Here is a 22,894-nt window from a genome sequence, read left to right as displayed (position 1 = left end):
CACGGAGTTGAGATGCTCAATGGGTAAGCTTGACGCCCGCGAGGACCGCGTTGCGCGGGCTCAAACGCCAATCTTCGTCACGACAGGCGACATACGAGACACATTCGTCCCGCAGCGGCCGTGCATTGATGTGAAACTGGGATCTCGTGCCTGCGCGCGATGAGAAGCACTGCAAGGAATTGATCGGCGATGCGTCGCCGAATCACGATCGGCCCCGCCGATGCGGCCTCGCTTCGCATGTGGCTCAGCGGCGATGTTTCCGTCAAACTGTCCTCGTCGGCGACCACGCGCCGAACGGAGCACGCCGGAGTGACGAGCGCAGCATGACGCCTCCACGCGATAGAGCATGGCAATGCCACCCGCGGGCGATGACGATGACGGCGTGCGCGCTTGCGATCGGCGCCTGCATCGGACGCGCCGAAGCGGCCGGATGCAATTTCGAGATTCAGGGCGAAGGTCGCGTTGCGGCTGTGGTCGATGCGCGCAGCCTGCGGCTGGATGACGGCCGCGAGGTCAAGCTCGCCGGCATCGAGGTGGCGGACCGGGCGAAGGCCACGTCGATGCTGTCGGCGCTGCTGGTCGGCCGCGAGGTGACGCTGCGCGGACAGGACGACACGCCGGACCGCTACGGCCGGCAGCCGGCTTACGCCTTCGTCGAAGGCAGCGAGCATCCCGTGCAAAGCGAGCTGCTGCGCCAGGGCCTCGCGCTGGTATCGTCCGAGATCGCCGACAAGGACTGCGCCACGGCGCTAATGGCGGCGGAGGCCGAGGCGCGGGGCGCCCGATCGGGAACCTGGGCCGAGGCCACGGTCATAAAAAACGCCGAAAGTCCGGACGATATTTTGGCCGGGATCGGGCGCTTTACGGTGGTTGAGGGCCGGGTTTTGTCGGTCCGCCAGGCGGGGGCGATGACCTACCTGAATTTCGGCCGAAACTGGACACGGGACTTTGCTCTGACTATTTCAAGGCGCATAGTCCCTGCGTTTGAGGCAGCCGGGCTTGCGCCCAAGTCTCTGGAAAATCGTAGGATTCGTGTGCGAGGCTGGGTGGAAGCACGACGTGGGCCGCGAATCGAATTGCTCCGGGTGGGGCAGATTGAAGTGCTCGGCGGGAACTAGGGGCCCCACAGGCCACGGCCTGGCCGATTACGGGACAGTTTGTGGGTTTTTGACGTGATTGAACACGCTGGACCGCGTGAAGATGGAACTGGCCGCCGGCTTTCGGCTGCGCTGGCGCTCGTATGCGCGGCCCTGACGCTGTCGGCCTGCGGCAATGTCGGCCGCTTCGAGCAGGTCGCGCCGACCGCGGCGGCGGCGCCGGTGAAGCCGAACCGGGTGGTGCAGCAGACGCCCAACAGCGAGCGCGAGCATGAGCGCATCCTGTCGTCCTATGGCGGCGCCTATGACGACCCGAAGCTCGAGGCGCTGATCGGCAAGACCGTCGACCGGCTGGTCGCCGCGTCCGAACGGCCCGACCAGGCCTACAAGGTGACGATCCTCAATTCAGGCGCTGTGAACGCCTTCGCGTTGCCGACCGGCCAGCTCTACGTCACGCGCGGCCTGATCGCGCTCGCCAGCGACACCTCCGAGCTCTCCTCGGTGCTGAGCCACGAGATGGCGCATGTGCTGGCCAAGCACGCCGCGATGCGCGAGGACCAAGCGCGCCAGGCGGCGGTGGTGACGCGCGTCGTCACCGACATGAGCACCGATCCCGATCTCACCGCGCTGGCGCTCGCCAAGACCAAGCTGACGATGGCGAGCTTCTCGCGGCAGCAGGAGTTCGAGGCCGACGGCATCGGCGTCGGGATCGCCGCGCGCGCGCATTTCGATCCCTACGGCGCGGCGCGCTTCCTGACCGCGATGGAGCGCAATGCCGCGCTCAAGATCGGCAAGACCGCGCTCGATCCGCGTGCGCAGGACTTCACCTCGTCGCATCCGGCAACGCCGGAGCGCATCTCCAATGCGCAGACCACCGCGCGGCAATACTCATCGCCCGAGAGCAACGAGCGCGACCGCGAGACCTATCTCGCCGCGATCGACAACATCGTCTATGGCGAGGATCCCAGCGAAGGCTTTGTGCGCGGCCGCCGCTTCCTGCATCCCAAGCTCGGCTTCACCTTCACCGCGCCCGAGAATTTCACGCTCGACAACACCGCGCAGGCGGTGATCGGCGTGCGCGAGGGCGGCAGCCAGGCGATGCGCTTCGACGTGGTGCGGGTGCCGGCCGAGCAGTCGCTCGGCGACTACCTGAATTCCGGCTGGATGGAAGGCGTCGAGAAGTCCTCGACCGAGGACCTCAACATCAACGGCTTTCCGGCGGCGTCGGCCACCGCGCATGGCGACCAGTGGCAGTTCAAGGTCTACGCGCTGCGCTTCGGCAGCGACGTCTACCGCTTCATCTTCGCCGCCAAGCAGAAATCCACCGAGAGCGAGCGCAACGCGCGCGAGACCGTCAATTCATTCCGTCGCCTGACCCTCGACGAGATCCAGGCCGCGCGCCCGCTGCGCATCAAGGTCATCAACGTGCAGCCCGGCGACACCGTGGAATCGCTGTCGCATCGCATGGCCGGCGTCGATCATCCGACCGAGCGCTTCCGCGTGCTCAACGGCCTCGACGCCCACGCCCAGATCAAGCCGCGCGACCGCGTCAAGATCGTGGTGGATTGAGGCTGCGAAGCGTCGCGCTCGCGTCTCGCTACCGCTGTCGTCCCGGCGAAGGTCGGGACCCATAACCACAGCTATCGATGGATTGAACAAGCTGGGGCCACAGCGCGGCCCAACAACTTGTTCCTGTGGTTATGGGTCCCTGCTTCCGCAGGGACGACGTAGAGAGAACACCCTACTTCGCCTTCTCCTTGAGGAAGGCGATGATGTCGGCGCGGTCCTTCGGATCCTGAACCTCGTAGAACATCTTGGTGCCCGGAACCATCGCGTCCGGACCGGTGAGCCATTTGTCGAGATTGGCCTCCGTCCATACGATCTTCGAGTCCTTCAGCGCCGGCGAGTAATTGTAGCCCGCGACCGAGCCGGCAAGGCGGCCCACCACTCCCTTGTGCATCGGACCGACGTCGTTCTTCTCGATCGAATGACAATCGCCGCAGCCCTGGTACAGCGTGGCCCCGCGTGACGCATCGCCCGCCGCACGGGCGCTGTTCAGCGCCAGCAGGATCGCGATGGCCGCCATCGCGGCAATTTTGGCGTGCCGCGGCGCCAGCGTGCCTGCGATCGAACGAATGGTCATTCCGGGGGTCTCCTGTTTTGCCACCACAACAGGAGCAGTCAGGCCGCCATTCTATTCCCTGAAATTTCGCCCGCCCCGCTGGACACCAGCCGCATCGATCGCCAAGAATGGCGCTTGTTGTTGAAGTTTTTTTGCCTCCGACGAGGAATATCCGCGTCATCAGCCGATCACGATCCTAGCTGCCACCTCCGCAGCGGCGCCGGGTTTTTGGAGCATCCCCAGTGTTTCACAATCGGTTCGGCGCCGTCGCTCGACTTGCCGAACTCGGGTGCGTGCTTGCTGCGCTCACCCTCGCAGCAGCCACCGCTGCGCGCGCGGACGGTTGTCCCAAGCCGAGCGACGAAATTGCGACCGACCGGCCCGACGTCACCAATTCGAGTATCGTCGTGCCGGTCGGGAGCCTGCAGAGCGAGAACGGCATCAACCTGACCGGCCGCAACAGTGGCCGCAGCATCGACGGCAGCAACAGCCGCTGGCGGCTCGGCATCGCGCCCTGCCTCGAGGTCCTGATCGACCTGCCGAGCTATACCGGCACTGTGAGATCGCCGGGCGCCGCGGGCTTCTCTGACGTCGCTCCCGGACTGAAATGGCAGATCAGCCCGGTGCCGGGAAAGGTCGACCTGTCGATCACCGCCGGCGTCGCGCTGCCGACCGGCGCGGCCGCCATCGCCGGGCGCGGCGCGCAGCCCTACATCCAGCTGCCATGGTCATGGGAGCTGCATGACGGCTGGGGCGTCAGCGGCATGTTCACGGAATTCTTCCGCCCCGCCGAGCTGACCGGCCAGCACATGTCGGAAGCGACCTTCGTGATCGAGAAGAAATTGACCGAGCGGATCAGCGTGTTCACCGAATATGTCGGCGACTATCCCGACGGCGCGCGGCCGATCCAGCTGATCAATTCCGGCGGCCTGTACCGGCTCACGCCGACCCAGCAGCTCGACCTCCACGTCGCGTTCGGGCTCAACCGCAACTCGCCAAACTACATCGTAGGTCTCGGCTATTCGTTCCGTGTCGACGGGCTGTTTCGCTAGTCGAACCGATTACGCTGCGTAGCCCGGATGGAGCGCAGCGCAATCCGGGGCAGAACCATCCGCGGTGAGAGCGGTCCCGGATTTCGCTTCGCTGCATCCGGGCTACAAGCAGAACGAGACGGGCCGCGTGACTAATTGACTTCCGCTTCGCGCAGGCCGCTCAGCCAGAGCGCGAGCAGCGTCCACACCGCACCCGACAACAGATACGCGCCGGCCGAGATCAGGCCGAAATGGGTCGCCAGCAGCAGCGCGGCGAGCGGCGCGAAGCCGGCACCGAACAGCCAGGCGAAATCCGAGGTCAGCGCCGAGGCGGTGTAGCGATAGGTCCGCGCGAAGTTCGAGGCGATCGCGCCGGACGACTGGCCGAACGACAGGCCGAGCAGCACGAAGCCGAGCACCATGTAGATCGTCTCGCCGAACGCCCCGGCATCGAGCAGTTGCGGGGCAAAGCCGCTATAGACCGCGATCGCGACCGCCGACCCCAGCAGCAGCGGCTTGCGCCCGACGCGGTCGGCGATCATGCCGGAGGCGACGATGGCGGCGACGCCAACCATGGCGCCGATCATCTCGATGATGAGGAAGCGCACCGGGCTTTCCTTGGTGAACAGGAACACCCACGACAACGGAAACACCGTGACCATGTGGAACAGCGCAAAGCTCGCCAGCGGCGCGAAGGCGCCGAGCAGGATGTTGCGGCCCTCCTGCGCGATGGTCTCGCCGACCCGCGCCGGCTCCAGATCGCGGCTTTCGAACAGCTCTGAGTATTCGTCGGTCGCCACCATGCGCAGCCGCGCGAACAGCGCCACCACGTTGATCGCGAAGGCGACGAAGAACGGATAGCGCCAGCCCCAATCGAAGAAATCATCCGCCGAGAGGTTGCCGGCGAAGAACGCGAACAGCGCGCTCGCCACGATCAGCCCGAGCGGCGCGCCGAGCTGCGGCACCATTGCGTACCAGCCGCGCTTGTTCGCGGGCGAATTCATCGCGAGCAGCGAGGCGAGGCCATCCCACGCGCCGCCCCAGGCGATACCTTGCACGACGCGCGCGGCCGCGAGCAGCCAGATCGCCGCCGCGCCGATCGTGTCGTAGCCGGGCAGAAACGCGAGCGCCACCGTGGCGGTGCCGAGCAGGAACAGCGCGATGACGAGCTTGGCGCCCTTGCCGTGGCGGCGGTCGACCGCCATGAAGATGACGGTACCAAGCGGCCGCGCGGCAAAGGCCAGCGCGAAGATGCCGAATGAATAGAGCGTGCCGGTCAGTTCATTGACGAACGGAAACACCAGCTTCGGGAACACGATCACCGAGGCGATCGCGTAGACGAAGAAGTCGAAGAATTCCGACGTGCGCCCGATGATGACGCCGATGGCGATTTCGCCGGGTTTCGCCTGCCCGTGACCTGATGCCGTCGGGGTGCCGTGAGCCATTGCTGGGGCCTGTGCCATCGCCGGAGAACCGTCCTTTGGAGCGTGATCCGGAAAAGTGGAAACCGGTTTTCCGAACCGATCATGCTCAAGCTAGATGAGGCCACGGGCAGCCTTTGCCACGCGGTCCACCTCATCTTGTGACGGCCCATCCCGCAGTGCAACATTGGACAAATTGTCCAATGTCAACCTTGCTGCATCGCAGCTACCCCTTGGCGGAACTCATAAAATTCCAGTGGGGTGAGCCGTGCGCGCCTTGAAATTATTGGCCTTATTGCCGTTCGCGGCGCTCCTTGGCGGGTGCGATTTCGTCGTCCTGGCCCCTGCCGGCGACGTCGCAATCCAGCAGCGCGACCTCGTCGTGATCTCCACCGTCCTGATGCTCATCATCGTGCTTCCGGTGATGGCGCTGACCATCTTCTTCGCCTGGCGCTACCGTCAGTCCAACACCGCGGCGCCCTATGAGCCCGAGTGGGATCACTCCACCCAGCTCGAACTCGTGATCTGGTCGGCGCCGCTTCTGATCATCATCTGCCTCGGCGCGCTGACCTGGATGGGCACGCATCTGCTCGATCCCTACCGCTCGCTCGGGCGCATCGCCGCCGACAAGCCGATCGAGAGCAAGGACGCCCCGCTCAATGTCGAGGTGGTCGCGCTCGACTGGAAGTGGCTGTTCATCTACCCGGACTATGGCGTCGCCGCCGTCAACGAGCTCGCAGCTCCGGTCGACCGCCCGATCCGCTTCCGCATCACGGCCTCTTCCGTGATGAACTCGTTCTACATCCCCGCCCTTGCCGGCCAGATCTACGCGATGCCCGGCATGGAGACCAAGCTGCACGCGGTCTCCAACAAGGAAGGCACTTACAGAGGCTTCTCCGCCAATTACAGCGGCGCCGGCTTCTCCGGCATGCACTTCGAGTTCAAGAGCGTGTCAAGCGCCGATTTCGACAAGTGGATCGGCACCGCCAGGGCCAGCGGCAGCATGCTCGGCCGCACCGACTATCTGCAGCTCGAGCGTCCGAGCCAGAACGATCCGGTGCGGCTCTATCGCTCGGTCGATCGCGATCTCTACAAGGCGATCCTCAACATGTGCGTCGAGCCCGGCAAGATGTGCATGAGCGAGATGATGGCGATCGACGCCAAGGGCGGCCTCGGCCGCGAAGGCCTCAACAACACGCTGCCGCTGACTTACGACAAATACGCCCGCCGCGGCGCGCCGCTCGGCTCTGAGCCGACCTTCGTCGCCGGCATCTGCGCGATGGACGAGATCAAGGACGCCCCGTCGCGCGACGTTCTCGCGCCGCTCGACCTGACGCCGCTGCGTGGTGTCGGGCTGAAGCGCCCGCCGTTCTCTCCCGCCCATCCGTCATCGACATCCTTGCTGCTCGGCCAGCGCCCAAAATCAGACTCCTGAGGAGCGCCGCATGAATCCCGATCTCATCAAGATGATCTTCGGCCGCCTCAATCTGGACGCGCTGCCGCTGCACGAGCCGATCCTGGTCGGCACCTTCGCGGTGGTCGCGACCGGCGGGCTCGCGCTGTTCGCCATCGTCACCTACTTCCGGCTCTGGACCTATCTGTGGCGCGAGTGGTTCACCACCGTCGACCACAAGCGCATCGGCATCATGTACATGATCCTCGGCATCGTGATGCTGCTGCGCGGCTTCGCCGACGCGCTGATGATGCGCCTGCAGCAGGCGATCGCCTTCAACGGCTCGGACGGCTATCTCCCGGCCCATCACTACGACCAGGTCTTCACCGCCCACGGCGTGATCATGATCTTCTTCGTAGCGATGCCGCTGGTCACCGGCCTGATGAACTACGTGGTGCCGCTGCAGATCGGCGCCCGCGACGTCTCCTTCCCCTTCCTCAACAATTTCAGCTTCTGGATGACGGTCGGCGGCGCCGTGCTGGTGATGATGTCGCTGTTCGTCGGCGAATTCGCCCGCACCGGCTGGCTCGCCTACCCGCCGCTGTCGAACATCGGCTACAGTCCTGACGTCGGCGTCGACTATTACATATGGGGACTACAGGTCGCCGGCGTCGGCACCACGCTATCGGGCATCAACCTGGTCTGCACCATCGTCAAGCTGCGCGCGCCGGGCATGACGATGATGAAGATGCCGGTGTTCACCTGGACCTCGCTCTGCACCAACGTCCTGATCGTCGCCTCCTTCCCGGTCCTCACGGCGGTGCTGGCGCTGCTGTCGCTCGACCGCTACGTCGGCACCAACTTCTTCACGAACGACTTCGGCGGCAACCCGATGATGTACGTGAACCTGATCTGGATCTGGGGCCACCCCGAGGTCTACATCCTGGTGCTGCCGGCGTTCGGCATCTTCTCGGAGGTGACCGCGACGTTCTCCGGCAAGCGGCTGTTCGGCTACACCTCGATGGTCTACGCCACCGTCGTCATCACCATCCTGTCCTACCTGGTCTGGCTGCATCACTTCTTCACGATGGGCTCCGGCGCCAGCGTCAACTCGTTCTTCGGCATCACCACCATGATCATCTCGATCCCGACGGGCGCGAAGATGTTCAACTGGCTGTTCACGATGTATCGCGGCCGCATCCGCTTCGAGCTGCCGATGATGTGGACGGTGGCGTTCATGCTGACCTTCGTGATCGGCGGCATGACCGGCGTGCTGCTCGCGGTGCCGCCGGCCGATTTCGTGCTGCATAACAGCCTGTTCCTGATCGCGCATTTCCACAACGTGATCATCGGCGGCGTGCTGTTCGGCCTGTTCGCCGGCATCAACTACTGGTTCCCGAAGGCGTTCGGCTTCAAGCTCGATCCGTTCTGGGGCAAGCTGTCGTTCTGGTTCTGGGTCTCGGGTTTCTACTTCGCCTTCATGCCGCTCTACGTGCTCGGCCTGATGGGCGTGACCCGCCGGCTTCGCGTGTTCGACGATCCCAGCCTGCAGATCTGGTTCGTCATCGCGGCCTTCGGCGCTTTCCTGATCCTGCTCGGCATCGGTGCGATGCTGGTGCAGTTCGCGGTGAGCATCCTGCGCCGCGAAGAGCTGAAGGACACCACCGGCGATCCCTGGGACGCGCGCACGCTGGAATGGGCCACCTCCTCGCCACCGCCGGACTACAACTTCGCCTTCACGCCGGTGGTCTACGACAACGACGCCTGGTGGGACATGAAGCGCCGCGGCTACAGCCGGCCGCTGACCGGCTTCAAGCCGATCCACATGCCTTCCAACACCGGCACCGGCGTCATCCTCGCCGGCCTCGCGACGGTGATGGGGTTCGGCCTGATCTGGTACATCTGGTGGCTTGCCGCCGTCAGCTTCGTTGCGCTGCTCGCGGTCGCGATCGGCCACACCTTCAACTATCACCGCGACTTCCACATCCCGGCGGATGAGGTGGTGCGGACCGAAGACGCGCGGACGCGCGTTCTCGCCGCAGGAGCCCAAACATGACCGTTGCTACCGTCTCCACACAAAGCTCCGAACCGGTCTTCCACGTCATCGACGAGCACGCGCATCCGGAAGGCGCCAGCACCATGCTGGGCTTCTGGATCTACCTGATGAGCGACTGCCTCATCTTCGCGATGCTGTTTGCGACCTACGGCGTGCTCGGCGGCAACTATGCCGCCGGCCCGGCGCCGAAGGACCTGTTCGACCTCAAGCTGGTCGCGCTCAACACCACGATGCTGCTGCTCTCCTCGATCACGTATGGCTTTGCCATGCTGACGATGGAGAAATCGAAGATCGGCGCGACTCAGGCCTGGCTCGCCATCACCGGGCTGTTCGGCCTCGCCTTCCTCGGCATCGAGCTCACTGAGTTCGCCCACATGATCCATGAGGGCGCGACGCCGCAGCGCAGCGCCTTCCTGTCGTCGTTCTTCACGCTGGTCGGCACCCACGGCCTGCACGTCACCTTCGGTCTGGTCTGGCTGGTGACGCTGATGGTGCAGACCGCGCGCTTCGGCCTCACCGAAGCCAACCGGCGCCGGCTGATGTGCCTCTCGATGTTCTGGCACTTCCTCGACGTGGTCTGGATCGGCGTCTTCACCTTCGTCTATTTCCTGGGAATGCTGCGATGACAACAGAAGCCCGCACTCTCGAAGCCAATGCCGGCGGTCACGGCCATGATGACCATGGCGGCGCCGCCCACGGCTCGCTGAAGACCTATCTGATCGGCTTCGGCCTCTCGGTCGTCCTCACCGCGGTGCCGTTCTGGCTGGTGATGACCGGCACCATCGCCGACAAGCAGGTCACCGCGCTGATCGTGCTGGTGCTCGCCGCGGTGCAGATCGTCGTGCACATGATTTACTTCTTGCACATGAACACGCGGTCCGAGAACGGCTGGACCATGATGGCGATGATCTTCACCGTGATCATGGTGGTGATCGCGCTGACCGGCTCGCTGTGGGTCATGCATCATCTCAACGTCAACATGATGCCGATCCATGACATGAGCCAGATGCCGTGACGATGCGCTCTGCCAGACCATCGCTTGTGCTGCTCACGCTCGGCATGCTGGGCGTGGTGCTGCTGAGCGCGCTCGGTATCTGGCAGATCGAACGCAGGACCTGGAAGCTGGCGCTGATCGAGCGGGTGGAGGAGCGCATGCATGCGGCGCCGACAGCGACGCCGCCTCCCTCGTCATGGCCGGCGGTTACGGCCGCGAGCGACGAATATCGCCGCGTCACCTTGCGCGGCACCTTCCTCAACGCCGACGAGACGCTGGTGCAGGCCGTGACGGCAGATGGTCCCGGATTCTGGGTGCTAACCCCGCTGCGTATGACCGACGGAACCACCGTGCTGGTCAATCGCGGCTTCGTTCCGCCCGATCGGCGCGATCCCGCGACGCGGCGCGACGGCGAGCCGCAGGGCGTCGTCGGCGTGACCGGGCTGCTGCGGATCTCGGAGCCGAAGGGCGGTTTCCTGCGCAACAATGCCCCCGCGGCGGGCCGCTGGTATTCGCGCGACGTCGCCGCGATCGCCGCCACGCATGGGTTGTCGCAGGTAGCTCCCTTCTTCGTCGACGCGGATGCGACGCCAAATCCGGGCGGCACTCCCGTCGGCGGGCTCACGATCGTGCGGTTTCCGAACAACCACCTGATTTACGCGCTGACATGGTTCGCGCTGGCCTTTATGCTGGCCGGCGCGCTCCTGCGCGTCATCAGCGGCAGGGGCCGCGCCGGCGCCTCCGATCCAAGGTGGAGTTCAAGGCGCGCCGCCGTGCGCCGCCTGATCGGCGCAGCCCGCAATCTGTCTCGCGACACAGGCCCAGATGCTCGAGCGCACATCGGATCTGCATGAGGACAACACCGCGACCGGGACGGCCGTGATGCCGTCCGCCGTGCGCGCGGCTGCCGGCATGCCGTTCGACCTCTCAGCGCCCGCCGACCTCGCGACCAATCGCAAGAACATGGCCCTGCTGGTCCAGCTGCGCTGGATCGCCGTGATCGGGCAGATCGCTACCATCGGCTTCGTGCAGTTCTGGATGGGCGTTGCGCTGCCGCTACTGCCGATGGCGGCCGTGATCTTCGGGCTCGTGGCGCTCAACCTCGTGAGCCTGCTGTGGCTGCGCTACCGCGCCGACATCAACAACCGCGAGTTGCTGGTCGCGCTGGCGCTCGACGTTGCGGCATTGACCGCCCTGCTCTATCTCAGCGGCGGCGCCACCAATCCCTTCACGTCGCTCTATCTGCTGCAGGTGACGCTCGGCGCGGTGCTGCTCGATGCGCCCTCGACCTGGTCGCTGGTGGCGCTGGTCTGCATGAACTTCGCCTGGCTGACCAGCTACTACCGGCCACTGGAGCTACCGCAGGGCTTTGCCGAGGCCTTCAATCTCTATATCGCCGGCACGTTCATCGGGCTCGTGCTCGACGCCGTGCTGCTCGTGGTGTTCATGACCCGGATCAACCGCAACCTGCGCGACCGCGACCTCCGCCTCGCGGCGCTGCGCCAGCACGCCGCCGAGCAGGACCACATCGTGCAGATGGGCCTGCTGGCGTCCGGCGCCGCGCATGAGCTCGGCACGCCGCTCGCCTCGCTCTCGGTCATCCTGGGCGACTGGCGCCGGATGCCGGCGCTCGCCTCCGATCCCGAGCTGTCGCAAGACCTCGGCGAGATGGAGATCTCGGTGCAGCGCTGCAAGTCGATCGTCACCGGCATCCTGCTGTCGGCCGGCGAAGCCCGCGGCGAAGGCTCCTCGCCGACCACGGTCGCGGCGTTCCTGACCGCGCTGGTGGAGGAATGGCGGACGACGCGGCCGTCGGCGACACTGTATTTCCGTAACGCTTTCGGCACGGATCTTGCGATCGTCTCCGATATCGCGCTCAAGCAGGCGATCTTCAACGTGCTCGACAATGCCGCCGAGGTCTCGCGTGACTGGATCGAGCTGATGGCCGAACGCAATGCCGACAGACTGGTGCTGTCGGTGACCGATCGCGGTCCGGGCTTCTCGCGCGAGATGCTGGCGCATGTCGGCAAGCCGTATCAATCGACCAAAGGCAGCTCCGGCAGCGGCCTCGGCCTGTTCCTGGTCGTCAATGTCGTGCGCAAGCTGGGCGGCGTGGTGACGGCGCGCAACCGGCCGGATATCGGCGCCGCGGTCAGGCTCGAGCTGCCGCTCTCGACGCTTGCGATCGGAGACCCTCTTGACGGATGAACGCCAGCTCCTGATCGTCGAGGATGATGCGGGCTTTGCCCGCACGCTGAAGCGCTCGTTCGAGCGCCGCGGCTACGGCGTCGCGGTATCGGCCTCGCTCGACGAGGTCCGCGAGCTGCTCGAGCAGCAATCGCCCGGCTATGCCGTCGTCGACCTGAAGCTCGCCGGCGGCGCATCGGGCCTCGCCTGCGTCGAAGCGCTGCACGCGCATGATCCGGACATGCTGATCGTGGTGCTGACCGGATTTGCCAGCATCGCGACCGCGGTGGAGGCGATCAAGCTCGGCGCCTGCCACTATCTGGCAAAACCGTCGAACACCGACGACATCGAGGCCGCGTTCCTGAAAGCGCAAGGCAACGCCGCCATCGAGGTCGGGGCGCGGCCGACCTCGATCAAGACGCTGGAATGGGAGCGCATTCACCAGACCCTGATGGAGACCGATTTCAACATCTCCGAAGCCGCGCGCCGCCTCGGCATGCACCGCCGGACGCTAGCGCGCAAGCTCGAGAAGCAGCGGGTGAAGTAGCTGCTGGAGCCCTGATGGAGCGGAGTGCAATCCGGACTACGAATGCTACCTTGGAACCAGCGACGAGAACGGTGTCTCAGGGGAAGGCGTCGAAGGCGACCCAGGTGCCGAACGTCGAGACCGCGAACGCCGTCCACAGCCAGTCGTAACCACGCCCCAGCGACCGTCCTGCAAGCATGCCGCGCCCCTCGCCGGTTCCGCGATCTCGCCGCCAGCGTGGCGCAGCACGTCATGAGTCGCGGCGATCAGCCAAGGGGCGATTGCGACGGGGCGATATGCAAGGTCGCGCGGCGCCGTCCGCATATTGCGACCGCCTCTCCCCTTGTGGGAGAGGCCGGAGCGCATGCAGCGCAGCGGAATGCGCTCCGGGTGAGGGGTCGTGGTCTCTCGAGGGACTGCCGTCGACGGATAGACCTCACCCCTCACCCGGATTGCATCTGACGATGCAATCCGACCTCTCCCACAGGGGGAGAGGTGCAGCGGCGCGCGCGACATTTCGTCCAAAAACAAAAAGCCCGGTCTCTCGACCGGGCCTTTCGAAATCTTGCAACGCTGCTTAGGCGGCTTCGTCTTCGACGGCGGTATCGTCGCCATCGGTATCGGCATCCTCACCGTCGGCATCGCCCTCGCCTTCACCCTCGGCTTCGGCCTTGGCGCCGCGGCGCGGGCTCTTGGCGAGCTGGCCTTCGATCTCCTTGATCGCCTCGGTCTCGGTCGAGTGCTGGACAACCGCGATTTCGCGCGACAGGCGGTCGAGCGCCGCTTCATAGAGCTGGCGTTCAGAGTAGGACTGCTCGGGCTGCGATTCCGAACGATAGAGGTCGCGGACCACCTCGGCGATCGCGACGATGTCGCCCGAATTGATCTTCGCTTCGTACTCCTGGGCGCGGCGCGACCACATGGTGCGCTTGACGCGGGCGCGGCCCTTCAGCGTCTCCAGCGCCTTCTTGACCAGCGCCGGCTCCGACAGCTTGCGCATGCCGACATTGGCGACCTTCGCCGTCGGGACGCGCAGCGTCATCTTGTCCTTCATGAAATTGATCACGAACAGCTCGAGCTTGGCGCCCGCGATCTCCTGCTCCTCGATCGCCAGGATCTGGCCGACGCCGTGAGCGGGATAGACGACGAATTCGTTGGCCTTGAAGCCCTGGCGCTGGGTCACGACCTTCTTCGGCTCCTCGACGCGCGGCGCGGCGGCCGGCTTGGCGGCAACCTTCGGAGCAGCGGCGGGGACGGCAGTCTTCGGGGCGGCCGGCTTCGGCGCGACAGCAGCAGTCTTGGGGGCGACCTTCGCAGCAGCGGGCTTCGCAGCTGCCGCTTTCGCGGCAGTCTTGGCAGTCTTTTCTGGCATCACGCTTCTTTTGTTCTTTGAGGACTTTGCAGCCGCCGCCTTCTTGGCCCCCTTCACGGGCGCCTTGGCACGGCCCTTGGTTGCGCTGCGAGCAACGACAGCGGCTTTCTTTGTCGTCTTTGAAGCACTCTTTTTACGCGTTTTCTGTGACACAGCCTGCGCGCGGAAACTGCCACGCCCCTGTTCGATGTTTGCGGGAACCTCGAAGCCACAAGGTACGCATGGCAGGGGGTTCTTGGCCTGTAATGGTGCAGATATAGCACATTTTCCGCAAAAATCAATGGTTTACGCCCGATTCCGGGCATAACAGGGCATCCTCAGGTCATATGTCCGTCATTAGGGTTAAATCGGCGGCCGAACGGAGGCCGCCGCGGGTCCAGTCTCGCCCCTATCGGGGTAGTCCGACGGTTATTGGGCAAACGCTAGCGAATCAGTCGCCGCTGCCCGGATTCGGAGAAAAATATTTCTCGAACTTGCCTTCCTTGCCTTCCCACTCCTTGGCGTCCTCGGGCGAGTCCTTCTTCTGGGTGATGTTCGGCCAGCTCTTGGCATACTCGGTGTTCACCTCGAGCCACTTCTCCAGCCCCGGCTCGGTGTCCGGCTTGATGGCGTCAGCCGGGCATTCGGGCTCGCACACGCCGCAATCGATGCATTCGTCAGGATGGATGACCAGCATGTTCTCGCCCTCGTAGAAGCAATCGACGGGGCAGACCTCGACGCAGTCGGTATATTTGCACTTGATGCAGGCTTCAGTGACGACGTAGGTCATCCAAAACTCCGGAACGATCGATTTTTCTGGGGTTGCGTAGCGCAGGAATACCGGGGCCGCAAGAGAAGCCGCACCTGAAAAACGCCAGTATTCTCACGCGCCTGCCACCCCAAATTGAGATAGCAACCGCTAGATAACTACTCCTTGCCTGCTTGCAAATTGCCGGCCTGCAAATCCTCATACAGCACGCGCGCCGAACTGGCATCGCCGCGCCGCTCGGCAAAGCCTGTTACCTTCAGCACACGGACGCTGTTGTCGAGGGCGACGGTGATGACGTCGCCCGCCTTCACGGCATGGCCCGGCGATTTCTCGCGCGTGCCGTTGATGCGGACATGACCTGATGCGACGAGTTCAGCCGCGCTAGTGCGAGCCTTCACCAGGCGCGCGTGCCACAGCCATTTGTCGAGCCGCTGTCTGTCCAAGCATCAGACCAAGGGGTTGGATTATTCCTTCCGGCCGGCGAGCTGCTCTTTCAGGGCAGCGAGCTTGGCGAATGGCGAGTTCGGATCGATCGGACGGTCGCGCTCGCGCGGCGCGCTCGACGCGTAGGGCCGATGCGACGGGCCGCCTTCGCGCTTGTCGCGGCCACCCTTGCCGAAATCGCGGCCGCCGCGGTCACGATCGCCGCCCTTGCGATCGCCGCCGCCGAACTTGTTGTCGCGGCGACGCTCATCGCGACCCTTGCCCTCGAAGCGCTCGCGGCGCTGGCCTTTGTCCTCGCGCGGCGCGCCATCGGCAGGCGCGGCAGCGACCGGCGCAGCGCCGTCAGCGGGCGCCGCTGGGCGCGGAACACGGAAATCCTGGTGACGGCGCGGCCGGCGATGATGCTCGCGCTTCTCGCCCTCGCCGCCGCCCTCCGCGGCCTGTGCGCCCTCGGCGGGCTTGTTCTGGTGGCGGCCGCGGTTGCGGTCGTGACCGCGATGATGCGGACGGCGCTCGTCGGAGCGGCCGCCGGGCCGCCAGACTTCGACCATTTGCGGCTCGGCCGGTGTCTCCGCGGCGGCGGGAGCGGCCTCGGCGGGCACAGCGTCAGCGCTCGCGATCTCTGCGGGCGCATCGGCGGCGGACTCTGACGGCGTCTCTGCGGCAACCGCCTCAGTCGGCGTCTCCGCAGCGGCTTCCACGGCAGGTGCGGGCTCTGCCGCAACTTCAGCAGCGGGCGCCTCAGGCGCGGGTTCTTCGGCGACAGCGGCAGGCTCTGCGGCAACCTCGGCCGCGGGCTCGGGCTGGGCCTCGATGACAACCGGCGTCGCCTCGCTCGAAACCACCTCGGCGAATCCGACATCGGGCAGCAGCGCGGCGGACGGCGCGGGATCGCCCGATACCGGCTGCTCGACGGCAGCTTCGGCCTCGGGCGCAGCGGCGGCCTCCGGCGCATCGGCCACCACCTCAGCGGCGGCATCGACCGGCGCGTCTGCGGCGACATCGGATATCGCCTCGGCCGACGGCGTCTCCGCAGCGACGGTCTCGGTGGCCTCGGCAGGCGCAATCTCGACAGCCTTCGGCGGCAGCGGCGGACGGCGGTCCATGCGGTAGCCGAGCGCGCGCAGGATCGAGGCAAAATCCTCACCGGCGGAGCCGGTCAGCGAGGTCATCGCCTGGGTGACGACAAAGCCGCGGCCATCGAACGCGCCAGCGGGCTTCTCGCCCGGCGAGGTCTCGCGCCAGGCCAGCGCCGGGCGGATCAGATCGGCGAGCCGCTCGAGAATATCGACGCGCACCGCGCGCTCGCCGCACTGGCGATAGCCGAGCACGCGATAGCCGTCGCGCGGCAGGGCCTTGTCGACCGGGAACGAGGTGCGGCCGCTGGAGGCGAGATGCTGCACATTCGACAGCGCGCCCATGTCGACATTGCTCTGCTTCTCGGCCCATAGCAGCGAGGCCAGCGAGCGCGCCGCAGGCTTCAAGAGCTGCGGGAAGTAGATGTGGTAGGCGCCGAAGCGCACGCCGTATTTGCGCAGCGCCGCGCGCGAGGGCTGGTCGAGATCCTTCATCTCGGCGGCGATCTTGCTGCGCTCGAGCACGCCGAGCGCCTCGACGAGCTGGAAGGCGATGCCGCGGGCGATGCCCTGGATATCCTCGGCCTTGGACAGTTCGAACAGCGGCCCGAGCAGCTTTTCGATATGCGTCTTGAGCCAGAGATCGAGTCGGGTCTGCACGGCCTCGCGCGAGGCGCCGGTCAGCCGCTCGTCGGAAATGATGCGCAACCGCGGATGCAGCGCGTCGTCGGCGGCCACCAGCTTGGCCACCGCATCGCCGGTCCAGCGGATGGTGCCGTCGGAGGTCAGCACGAACTGCTCGTCGGGGGCGGCGCCCAGTTTCTCGGCACGCGTATCGATCTCGCGCGCCAGCACTTGCTGGGCGGCGGCTTGCAGCGCCTTGGCGTCGCTGCCGGCCTCGGCCGCATCAGGTGCGAAGGTGAAACCATCGAGCCGGCCGATCACGTGGCCTTCCACGATCACTTCACCGGTCTTGCCAATTTCCGTATTCAAAACTGAGTTCTCCCGCAGGCGGCGCATCAATACACTGGTCCGCCTGTCAACGAAACGCTCCGTGAGCCGTTCATGCAGCGCATCGGATAATTTATTTTCGAGATCGCGCGTGATCCCCTGCCAGTGGTCCGGGTCGTAGAGCCAGTCGGGCCGGTTGGCAACGAAGGTCCAGGTCCGGATCTGCGCGATCCGGCCCGATAGCGTGTCGATATCGCCATCGGTCCGGTTGGCCTGGTCGACCTGAGCGCCAAACCATGCGTCAGGGATACGACCCTTTTGCATCAGGAAGCCATACAGCGTGGTCACGAGTTCGGCATGGGCGGCCGGCGCCAGCTTTCGGTAGTCCGGAACCTGGCAGGCCTCCCACAGCCGCTCCACCGCTTTAGCCCCATGCGCCCATTCGCGCACCTCGGCGTCGCGCGCGACATGTTCGAGCACGCGGAGGTCTTCGGCCACCGGGGCCCGCGTCAGTGCCTCATGATTGGGCGACAGCGCCAGCGACACCTGCAAGGCGCCGAGCGAGGCGAAATCCAGCCTGGCGTTGCGCCATTGCAGCATCTTGACGCTGTCGAAAGTGTGGTTCTGCAGCGCGTTGACGAGCTCCGGCTCGAACGGCGCGCAGCGGCCCGTGGTGCCGAAGGTGCCGTTGCGCGTGGCACGCCCGGCGCGGCCGGCGATCTGCGCGAATTCGGCCGGCGTCAGCCGGCGGAACTGATAGCCGTCATATTTGCGGTCGGAGGCGAAGGCGACGTGATCGACGTCGAGATTGAGGCCCATGCCGACCGCGTCGGTGGCGACGAGGTAATCAACATCGCCGTTCTGGAACATCTCGACCTGCGCATTGCGTGTGCGGGGCGAGAGCGAGCCCAGCACCACGGCCGCGCCGCCATGCTGGCGGCGGATCAACTCGGCGATCGCGTAGACCTCATCGGCGGAGAACGCGACGATTGCGGTTCTACGTGGCTGCCGCGTGATCTTGCGGTCGCCGGCGAATTCGAGCTGCGACAGCCTCGGCCGCGTGACGATCGAGGCGCCCGGCAACAGCCGCTCGATGATCGGCCGCATTGTCGCGGCGCCGAGCAGCAGCGTCTCGTCGCGGCCGCGGCGGTTCAGCATGCGATCGGTGAACACGTGACCACGCTCGAGATCGGCGGCGATCTGGATCTCGTCGACGGCGAGAAAGGAGACATCGAGATCGCGCGGCATTGCTTCCACGGTCGAGACCCAGAAGCGCGGCGCCTTCGGCTTGATCTTCTCCTCGCCGGTGATCAGCGCGACATTGTCGACGCCGGCGCGGGCCGCGACCTTGTTGTAGACCTCGCGCGCGAGCAGCCGCAGCGGCAACCCGATCAGGCCGGACGAATGCGCCAGCATGCGCTCGATGGCCAGATGCGTCTTGCCGGTGTTGGTCGGCCCCAGCACCGCAGTGACGCCTGCGCCGGGCACGCGGTCATTTCCGAACGAAGTTGAGAAAGCCATATTTTGCAGGTGTTTCTTCTATTGTCCGGCGGCTGTCAGCCGTCATTGCGAGCGAAGCGAAGCAATCCATTTCGCGTGCGCGTCGGCACGATGGATTGCTTCGTCGCTGCGCTCCTCGCAATGACGCGGAAATCCGGAAACTGATCGATCATGGGCATCATCTGAGGCGAATCTGTCTCACAATGCGACGCCTTCTGCGCCGCCCTTAAACTTCGGAACGAGTCTAGAACGAATCGCGCCCGAATCGGTGACTCCATTCCAGACCTGAAACGTTCACCGCAACATCTCGGGCAGGCTGACGGCGGCGGCACTAGATCAAGTTTGAGAGGGCTCCACAAGCACAGGATATGCGGACTGAATTCCTTAAATTCCAGAGGCGCGCGAGTCGAATCAGAAGCGGGCAAGAGTCAACTGGATTCCGGTGACGTTTGTTGCATTCCCTGACAAGTCGCCCTCCCTGACCCGTCATCCCCGCGCAAAGGCTTCGCCTTTGTCGCTGGAGGAGCGCGCTTTTGCGCGCGTCTCGAAGGATCGACGGCCACCGGCCGGGCCGTGCATCCTTCGAGACGCGCTGCGCGCTCCTCAGGATGACGGTCGGACAGCGTAGCCGGCGGATCGATCCCCTACTGCGTCTTCGCCACGCGCGGCGGCGCGGCGGTGGTGACGAACGAGGTGGCTTCCAGCATGGCCTGGCCGAGCGGGGTCGGGATCGTCATGCGGAACGGCACCAAGAGGCGGGTGCCCGCGATCGGCACGAAGGCGATCTCGATGTTGCGCTGGGCGGCGAGATATTTGATGACAGGGCGATCCGGGATGTAGCCCGAAACCGGCACGAAATAGAGCGCGCACACCAGCGCCGGGCCGTGATAGCCGCGCTCGGCTTTCACGATCTCGACCCGCTTGAAATCGAGCTTGAGGTCGTAGCGCATGCGGCCGTCGAACACGCCGGCGCCGGTGCGGCAGACATCCGGGCTCATCAGTTCGGCATTGCCGGGCGCGCGCAGGAACGAGCCGGTCATCGGATCGAACACGTTCTTCTTCTGCGCGTCGGAGACCGGCAGGCGGTCGGCATCGACCGGCGGCTCCGGCTCGATGGTGGATTCCTTGATGCCGCCACCCGCCAGCACCATCCGGATGGTCTCGGATTTCTTCGAGGTGGTGGTGGTCGCGGTGTAGGAGGAGGCGACCAGCGCGCCGTTGACGACGCGGCCCTGCGAAGCGCCCGCGCCGCTGCCGCCGGAGAACGCCTTCAGGAGGCCCGCGGTGCCGCCCTGGGCCGAGGCCGAGAAGGTGTCGTCGCCGATTTCGATGGTCCAGGTACCCTTGCCGACCGGGATACCGGCCAATGTCGCCTCATAATGGGCGTCGAGCCGCCCTTGCGCGCTGGCGCGCTCGGCGCAAAACAGCAAGAGGGCACCAGCGCAGAGGCCGATGAGCCGGCCGAGCGGGGGCAAAAGGGCAATGGCGGTGGTCACTTAACCTACCTGACGGTCCTGCTATCGGCGCTCTTTCGTCATCCAATTGGACGTTCAATTCGGCCGGACAACGCGCGCATCTGTTATGGAACCAAGACTTGCAGCCGAATACGCCCTTTATATGGTTGCTATATCCGCCGTTAAGTGGCTGGTAGCGCTTATGAACCGCCATTTCCCGGTACGGTTATGCGGCGATATAATCTTGACGCTTGGGTATTCTCCCCCTATACACCCGCGGTTCCTGGAAAATGGACGCGAATTCAAAACCCCCGCGCGGGCCGCGTGATCGCACGTGCCGCCGGAAGCGGGGACGCAATAAGGATTTTGGTAATGTCCCGGCGCTGCGAACTGACGGCCAAGGGCCCCCAGACGGGCCACAAGGTGAGCCACTCCAACATCAAGACCAAGCGGCGCTTCCTGCCGAACCTGGCCAACGTGACCTTCATCTCGGATGCGCTCGGCCGCAACGTGCGGCTGCGTGTCTCGACCAATGCGCTGAAGAGCGTCGACCACAATGGCGGCCTCGACGCCTACCTGATCAAGGCCAAGGCCGAGGTGCTGTCGCCCCGCGCCCTCGATCTCAAGCGCGCGATCGAGAAGAAGGTCGGCAAGCCGGTGTTCGTGAAGAAGGCGAGCTGAGCTCAACCAAACGCGGAATACGCGGAGAGAGTTTTGAACGGCCGGGTCGATGACCCGGCCGTTTTTGTTTTGCGACAATTCGACCATCGGAGAAGTAAGCGAACCCTATGCCGCCGACAAACCACCCGCTATGATCGCAGGAACGAGAACGCTCAACTGCGATAGGGAAGGGGTGACTGTTGGCCGTCAATGTCGAAGAGCTGAGGGGGATCGCGGCCCAGCGCGAACGTTACTTGGGTCAACTCAATCGCCTAAAGAAACTCAACAAACAGACATCCTGCGTGGAGGCTGCGGTTTCCAGCGCCTGCGAGACTTTGCGCGCGGGCACGAGTTCGTTCGTGATCTACGGCGAGCCACAAAGCGGCAAGACGGAAATGATGATCTGCCTTACCGCAAAATTACTCGACGATGGAAACCGAATTATCATTCACTTGTTGAACGACAGCGTTCAGCTGCTCCAGCAGAATCTTGATAGATTTCAGCGATCAAATCTGTCGCCAGCCGCGCGTAACTTCTCTGACGTCATTGATCCCGAGTACTCCTTCGCGACGGGATTCCATGTCATCTTCTGCAAGAAGAATGCTAGCGACCTCGCAAAGCTGAATCAAAAGCTAGAACGCGTGCGCGAGAAGGTCGTAATCGACGACGAAGCCGACTTCGCGACACCGAACGCGCTCATCAACAAGGGCGACGTAACGCGGATCCGCGCCACGCTGACGACGAGACACGAAAGTTCATTCGATACTGGTTCGATCCGTATGCGCGTCGTCAGCTGGCGGCTCTAGCGGAGGCTATTCTTAGGGTCCAAGACAACCGTACGAGAGATGTACTTTGGTGCGCTTTCTCGCGTCTTATCATCACGAAACAAGCCGGCGCGTCTCTTGCGATGGATCTTTCGCACAGCCGCCCGCACAAGGTTTTCGAAACCGCCCCGGTGAAACCGTTTGGGAAGTTTCTTAGGGCAACAGGTCACGTTCTCAAGAATTGCATTCGACAAGATCAAGCTCACGACAGTCCCGCGACACAGACTGCACTTGGCGATGCACGATCATTAGCGATCGCCAGCGGAGCTATCGATCTTGTTCTAACCTCCCCACCCTACCTGAACGCAATTGACTACATGCGCTGCAGCAAGTTTTCGCTAGTTTGGATGGGCCACAATATTAAGGAGCTCACGAACATCCGAGCGGAGAGTGTTGGGAATGAGACGAGCGACAAAGATGCTCACAAGGATGACGTAATCAAGAACATCATGTCGGGTCTCAAATTGAGCCCTCCTCTATCCCCGAGACATGAGGCCGTACTTGCTCATTATATTGAGGACATGCGCCAAGCTGTTGCAGAGGCGGCGCGCGTTCTCAAGCCAGGTGGCAGAGCCATTTATGTGGTGGGAGAAAATACGGTTCGCGGGACGTTCATTCCAAACGCAAAAATTGTATCTGCGGTCGCGGAAAGAGCAGGACTAAAAAATGAAACAAGACGCGTTAGGCTCCTGCCAGCCAACCGTCGCTACCTGCCTCCTCCATCCGTTGGGAACGGCCAAGAGTCGCTCGATGGGCGCATGCGGCGGGAGGTAATTTTGTCATTTTCTAAGCCTGGCTAGGAAAATCCGCTTTCACCGTTCGCGATGAGCGGTGACAACCAAGCCCAGTCTCGCGGACGCTCCATGGGCGCTCTGCATCACGAACAAAGATCAAGCTGCCGCACGACCTGGGCCTATCGCGCCGCTCAAACGCACGCGGTCACCTCGCAGCATGCTAAATCTGCATCGAACGACCGGCCGCTGCCGGATCACGCGCTCCAGATCGTAGCGCGTCGCGAGGACAGGATGGATCGCGCCA

20 protein-coding genes are annotated in these 22,894 nt (G+C 64.5%); 13 read left to right on the top strand and 7 right to left on the bottom strand.

All coding sequences use genetic code 11. The annotated features are described in order from the left end of the window. Window positions 1–368 precede the first annotated feature (368 nt). Window positions 369–1,118, top strand: a complete 750-nt coding sequence (locus ACOIX3_RS02330; protein ID WP_420968216.1) for a thermonuclease family protein — start codon at window positions 369–371, stop codon at window positions 1,116–1,118. A 54-nt stretch (window positions 1,119–1,172) separates the two neighbouring features. After that, on the top strand, window positions 1,173–2,666 hold the full coding sequence (locus ACOIX3_RS02325) for a M48 family metalloprotease (protein ID WP_420968215.1): 1,494 nt from the start codon (window positions 1,173–1,175) through the stop codon (window positions 2,664–2,666). Between the two features lie 172 nt (window positions 2,667–2,838). Here ACOIX3_RS02325 and ACOIX3_RS02320 read toward each other — a convergent pair whose 3' ends face one another. Beyond that, window positions 2,839–3,240 carry a c-type cytochrome gene (locus ACOIX3_RS02320; RefSeq protein ID WP_420968214.1) on the bottom strand — a complete coding sequence of 134 codons (402 nt, stop codon included), beginning with the start codon at window positions 3,238–3,240 and terminating at the stop codon, window positions 2,839–2,841. 221 nt (window positions 3,241–3,461) lie between these two features. Here ACOIX3_RS02320 and ACOIX3_RS02315 point away from each other — a divergent pair, with 221 nt between their 5' ends. Next, window positions 3,462–4,271, top strand: coding sequence for a transporter (locus ACOIX3_RS02315; RefSeq protein WP_420968213.1), 810 nt, complete (start codon window positions 3,462–3,464; stop codon window positions 4,269–4,271). A 131-nt stretch (window positions 4,272–4,402) separates the two neighbouring features. Here the strand turns inward: ACOIX3_RS02315 and ACOIX3_RS02310 are convergent, their stop codons facing one another. Next, entirely contained in the window at window positions 4,403–5,695 is a 1,293-nt protein-coding gene (locus ACOIX3_RS02310; RefSeq protein ID WP_420968212.1) for an MFS transporter, read from the bottom strand. Window positions 5,696–5,939: 244 nt separating this feature from the next. On the opposite strand from ACOIX3_RS02310, the gene cyoA reads away from it, so the two are divergent. From cyoA to ACOIX3_RS02275, 7 genes are read left to right on the top strand one after another with little or no spacing between them, the layout of a single operon-like run. Beyond that, window positions 5,940–7,106 (top strand): ubiquinol oxidase subunit II, encoded by a 1,167-nt coding sequence (gene cyoA, locus ACOIX3_RS02305; RefSeq protein WP_420968211.1) that lies wholly within the window; start codon window positions 5,940–5,942, stop codon window positions 7,104–7,106. 10 nt (window positions 7,107–7,116) lie between these two features. Continuing rightward, the gene (gene cyoB / locus ACOIX3_RS02300) at window positions 7,117–9,120 is read left to right on the top strand and encodes a cytochrome o ubiquinol oxidase subunit I (RefSeq protein ID WP_420968210.1); all 2,004 of its coding nucleotides are present in this window, start codon (window positions 7,117–7,119) and stop codon (window positions 9,118–9,120) included. Next, window positions 9,117–9,746 (top strand): cytochrome o ubiquinol oxidase subunit III, encoded by a 630-nt coding sequence (gene cyoC / locus ACOIX3_RS02295; RefSeq protein WP_420968209.1) that lies wholly within the window; start codon window positions 9,117–9,119, stop codon window positions 9,744–9,746. The genes cyoB and cyoC overlap by 4 nt, the downstream gene beginning before the upstream one ends. Continuing rightward, the gene (cyoD, locus tag ACOIX3_RS02290) at window positions 9,743–10,135 is read left to right on the top strand and encodes a cytochrome o ubiquinol oxidase subunit IV (RefSeq protein WP_420968208.1); all 393 of its coding nucleotides are present in this window, start codon (window positions 9,743–9,745) and stop codon (window positions 10,133–10,135) included. The genes cyoC and cyoD overlap by 4 nt, the downstream gene beginning before the upstream one ends. A gap of 2 nt (window positions 10,136–10,137) precedes the next feature. Next, on the top strand, window positions 10,138–10,968 hold the full coding sequence (locus tag ACOIX3_RS02285; RefSeq protein ID WP_420971953.1) for an SURF1 family protein: 831 nt from the start codon (window positions 10,138–10,140) through the stop codon (window positions 10,966–10,968). After that, window positions 10,940–12,322 (top strand): ATP-binding protein, encoded by a 1,383-nt coding sequence (locus tag ACOIX3_RS02280; RefSeq protein WP_420968207.1) that lies wholly within the window; start codon window positions 10,940–10,942, stop codon window positions 12,320–12,322. Before ACOIX3_RS02285 ends, ACOIX3_RS02280 begins: the two co-directional genes overlap by 29 nt. Beyond that, complete coding sequence (locus ACOIX3_RS02275) at window positions 12,312–12,848, top strand: response regulator transcription factor (protein WP_173640164.1); 537 nt, start codon at window positions 12,312–12,314, stop codon at window positions 12,846–12,848. The genes ACOIX3_RS02280 and ACOIX3_RS02275 overlap by 11 nt, the downstream gene beginning before the upstream one ends. A 556-nt stretch (window positions 12,849–13,404) precedes the next feature. Here the strand turns inward: ACOIX3_RS02275 and ACOIX3_RS02270 are convergent. From ACOIX3_RS02270 to ACOIX3_RS02250, 5 genes are all read right to left on the bottom strand, one after another. Further along, window positions 13,405–14,199 (bottom strand): CarD family transcriptional regulator, encoded by a 795-nt coding sequence (locus tag ACOIX3_RS02270; RefSeq protein WP_420968206.1) that lies wholly within the window; start codon window positions 14,197–14,199, stop codon window positions 13,405–13,407. Window positions 14,200–14,629: 430 nt separating this feature from the next. Beyond that, window positions 14,630–14,968 carry a ferredoxin FdxA gene (gene fdxA / locus ACOIX3_RS02265; protein WP_092120017.1) on the bottom strand — a complete coding sequence of 113 codons (339 nt, stop codon included), beginning with the start codon at window positions 14,966–14,968 and terminating at the stop codon, window positions 14,630–14,632. A gap of 137 nt (window positions 14,969–15,105) precedes the next feature. Beyond that, window positions 15,106–15,390, bottom strand: coding sequence for an RNA-binding S4 domain-containing protein (locus tag ACOIX3_RS02260; protein ID WP_092120020.1), 285 nt, complete (start codon window positions 15,388–15,390; stop codon window positions 15,106–15,108). Between the two features lie 21 nt (window positions 15,391–15,411). Continuing rightward, a complete protein-coding gene (locus ACOIX3_RS02255; RefSeq protein WP_420968205.1) occupies window positions 15,412–18,939 on the bottom strand; it encodes a helicase-related protein in 3,528 nt (1,175 codons plus the stop codon). Window positions 18,940–19,562: 623 nt separating this feature from the next. Continuing rightward, window positions 19,563–20,393, bottom strand: a complete 831-nt coding sequence (locus tag ACOIX3_RS02250; RefSeq protein WP_420971952.1) for a DUF3108 domain-containing protein — start codon at window positions 20,391–20,393, stop codon at window positions 19,563–19,565. Between the two features lie 351 nt (window positions 20,394–20,744). Here ACOIX3_RS02250 and rpmB point away from each other — a divergent pair, with 351 nt between their 5' ends. The 3 genes from rpmB to ACOIX3_RS02235 all read left to right on the top strand — a co-directional run bounded on the left by rpmB (window position 20,745) and on the right by ACOIX3_RS02235 (window position 22,656). After that, window positions 20,745–21,053 carry a 50S ribosomal protein L28 gene (rpmB, locus tag ACOIX3_RS02245; protein ID WP_092120029.1) on the top strand — a complete coding sequence of 103 codons (309 nt, stop codon included), beginning with the start codon at window positions 20,745–20,747 and terminating at the stop codon, window positions 21,051–21,053. Window positions 21,054–21,232: 179 nt separating this feature from the next. Beyond that, window positions 21,233–21,838, top strand: coding sequence for a DEAD/DEAH box helicase family protein (locus ACOIX3_RS02240; protein ID WP_420968204.1), 606 nt, complete (start codon window positions 21,233–21,235; stop codon window positions 21,836–21,838). Between the two features lie 101 nt (window positions 21,839–21,939). Then, on the top strand, window positions 21,940–22,656 hold the full coding sequence (locus ACOIX3_RS02235) for a methyltransferase domain-containing protein (RefSeq protein WP_420968203.1): 717 nt from the start codon (window positions 21,940–21,942) through the stop codon (window positions 22,654–22,656). Window positions 22,657–22,894 lie beyond the last annotated feature (238 nt).

It is taken from the genome of Bradyrhizobium sp. B120, assembly GCF_049075665.1.
In the GTDB taxonomy this organism is placed as follows: Bacteria; Pseudomonadota; Alphaproteobacteria; order Rhizobiales; family Xanthobacteraceae; genus Bradyrhizobium.
The sequence above is the reverse complement of the archived record's forward strand: the minus strand, read 5'-3'. Positions and strand labels throughout refer to the sequence as shown.

Bases quoted from the DNA above. Each gene is read 5' to 3' on its own strand.
- fdxA (WP_092120017.1), bottom strand. From the start codon at position 14,968: ATGACCTACGTCGTCACTGAAGCCTGCATCAAGTGCAAATATACCGAC.
- ACOIX3_RS02330 (WP_420968216.1), top strand. From the start codon at position 369: ATGACGATGACGGCGTGCGCGCTTGCGATCGGCGCCTGCATCGGACGC.
- cyoD (WP_420968208.1), top strand. From the start codon at position 9,743: ATGACAACAGAAGCCCGCACTCTCGAAGCCAATGCCGGCGGTCACGGC.
- ACOIX3_RS02280 (WP_420968207.1), top strand. From the start codon at position 10,940: ATGCTCGAGCGCACATCGGATCTGCATGAGGACAACACCGCGACCGGG.
- rpmB (WP_092120029.1), top strand. From the start codon at position 20,745: ATGTCCCGGCGCTGCGAACTGACGGCCAAGGGCCCCCAGACGGGCCAC.
- cyoB (WP_420968210.1), top strand. From the start codon at position 7,117: ATGAATCCCGATCTCATCAAGATGATCTTCGGCCGCCTCAATCTGGAC.
- ACOIX3_RS02235 (WP_420968203.1), top strand. From the start codon at position 21,940: ATGGATCTTTCGCACAGCCGCCCGCACAAGGTTTTCGAAACCGCCCCG.
- ACOIX3_RS02310 (WP_420968212.1), bottom strand. From the start codon at position 5,695: ATGGCTCACGGCACCCCGACGGCATCAGGTCACGGGCAGGCGAAACCC.
- ACOIX3_RS02255 (WP_420968205.1), bottom strand. From the start codon at position 18,939: ATGGCTTTCTCAACTTCGTTCGGAAATGACCGCGTGCCCGGCGCAGGC.
- ACOIX3_RS02285 (WP_420971953.1), top strand. From the start codon at position 10,138: ATGCGCTCTGCCAGACCATCGCTTGTGCTGCTCACGCTCGGCATGCTG.
- ACOIX3_RS02320 (WP_420968214.1), bottom strand. From the start codon at position 3,240: ATGACCATTCGTTCGATCGCAGGCACGCTGGCGCCGCGGCACGCCAAA.
- ACOIX3_RS02270 (WP_420968206.1), bottom strand. From the start codon at position 14,199: ATGCCAGAAAAGACTGCCAAGACTGCCGCGAAAGCGGCAGCTGCGAAG.
- cyoC (WP_420968209.1), top strand. From the start codon at position 9,117: ATGACCGTTGCTACCGTCTCCACACAAAGCTCCGAACCGGTCTTCCAC.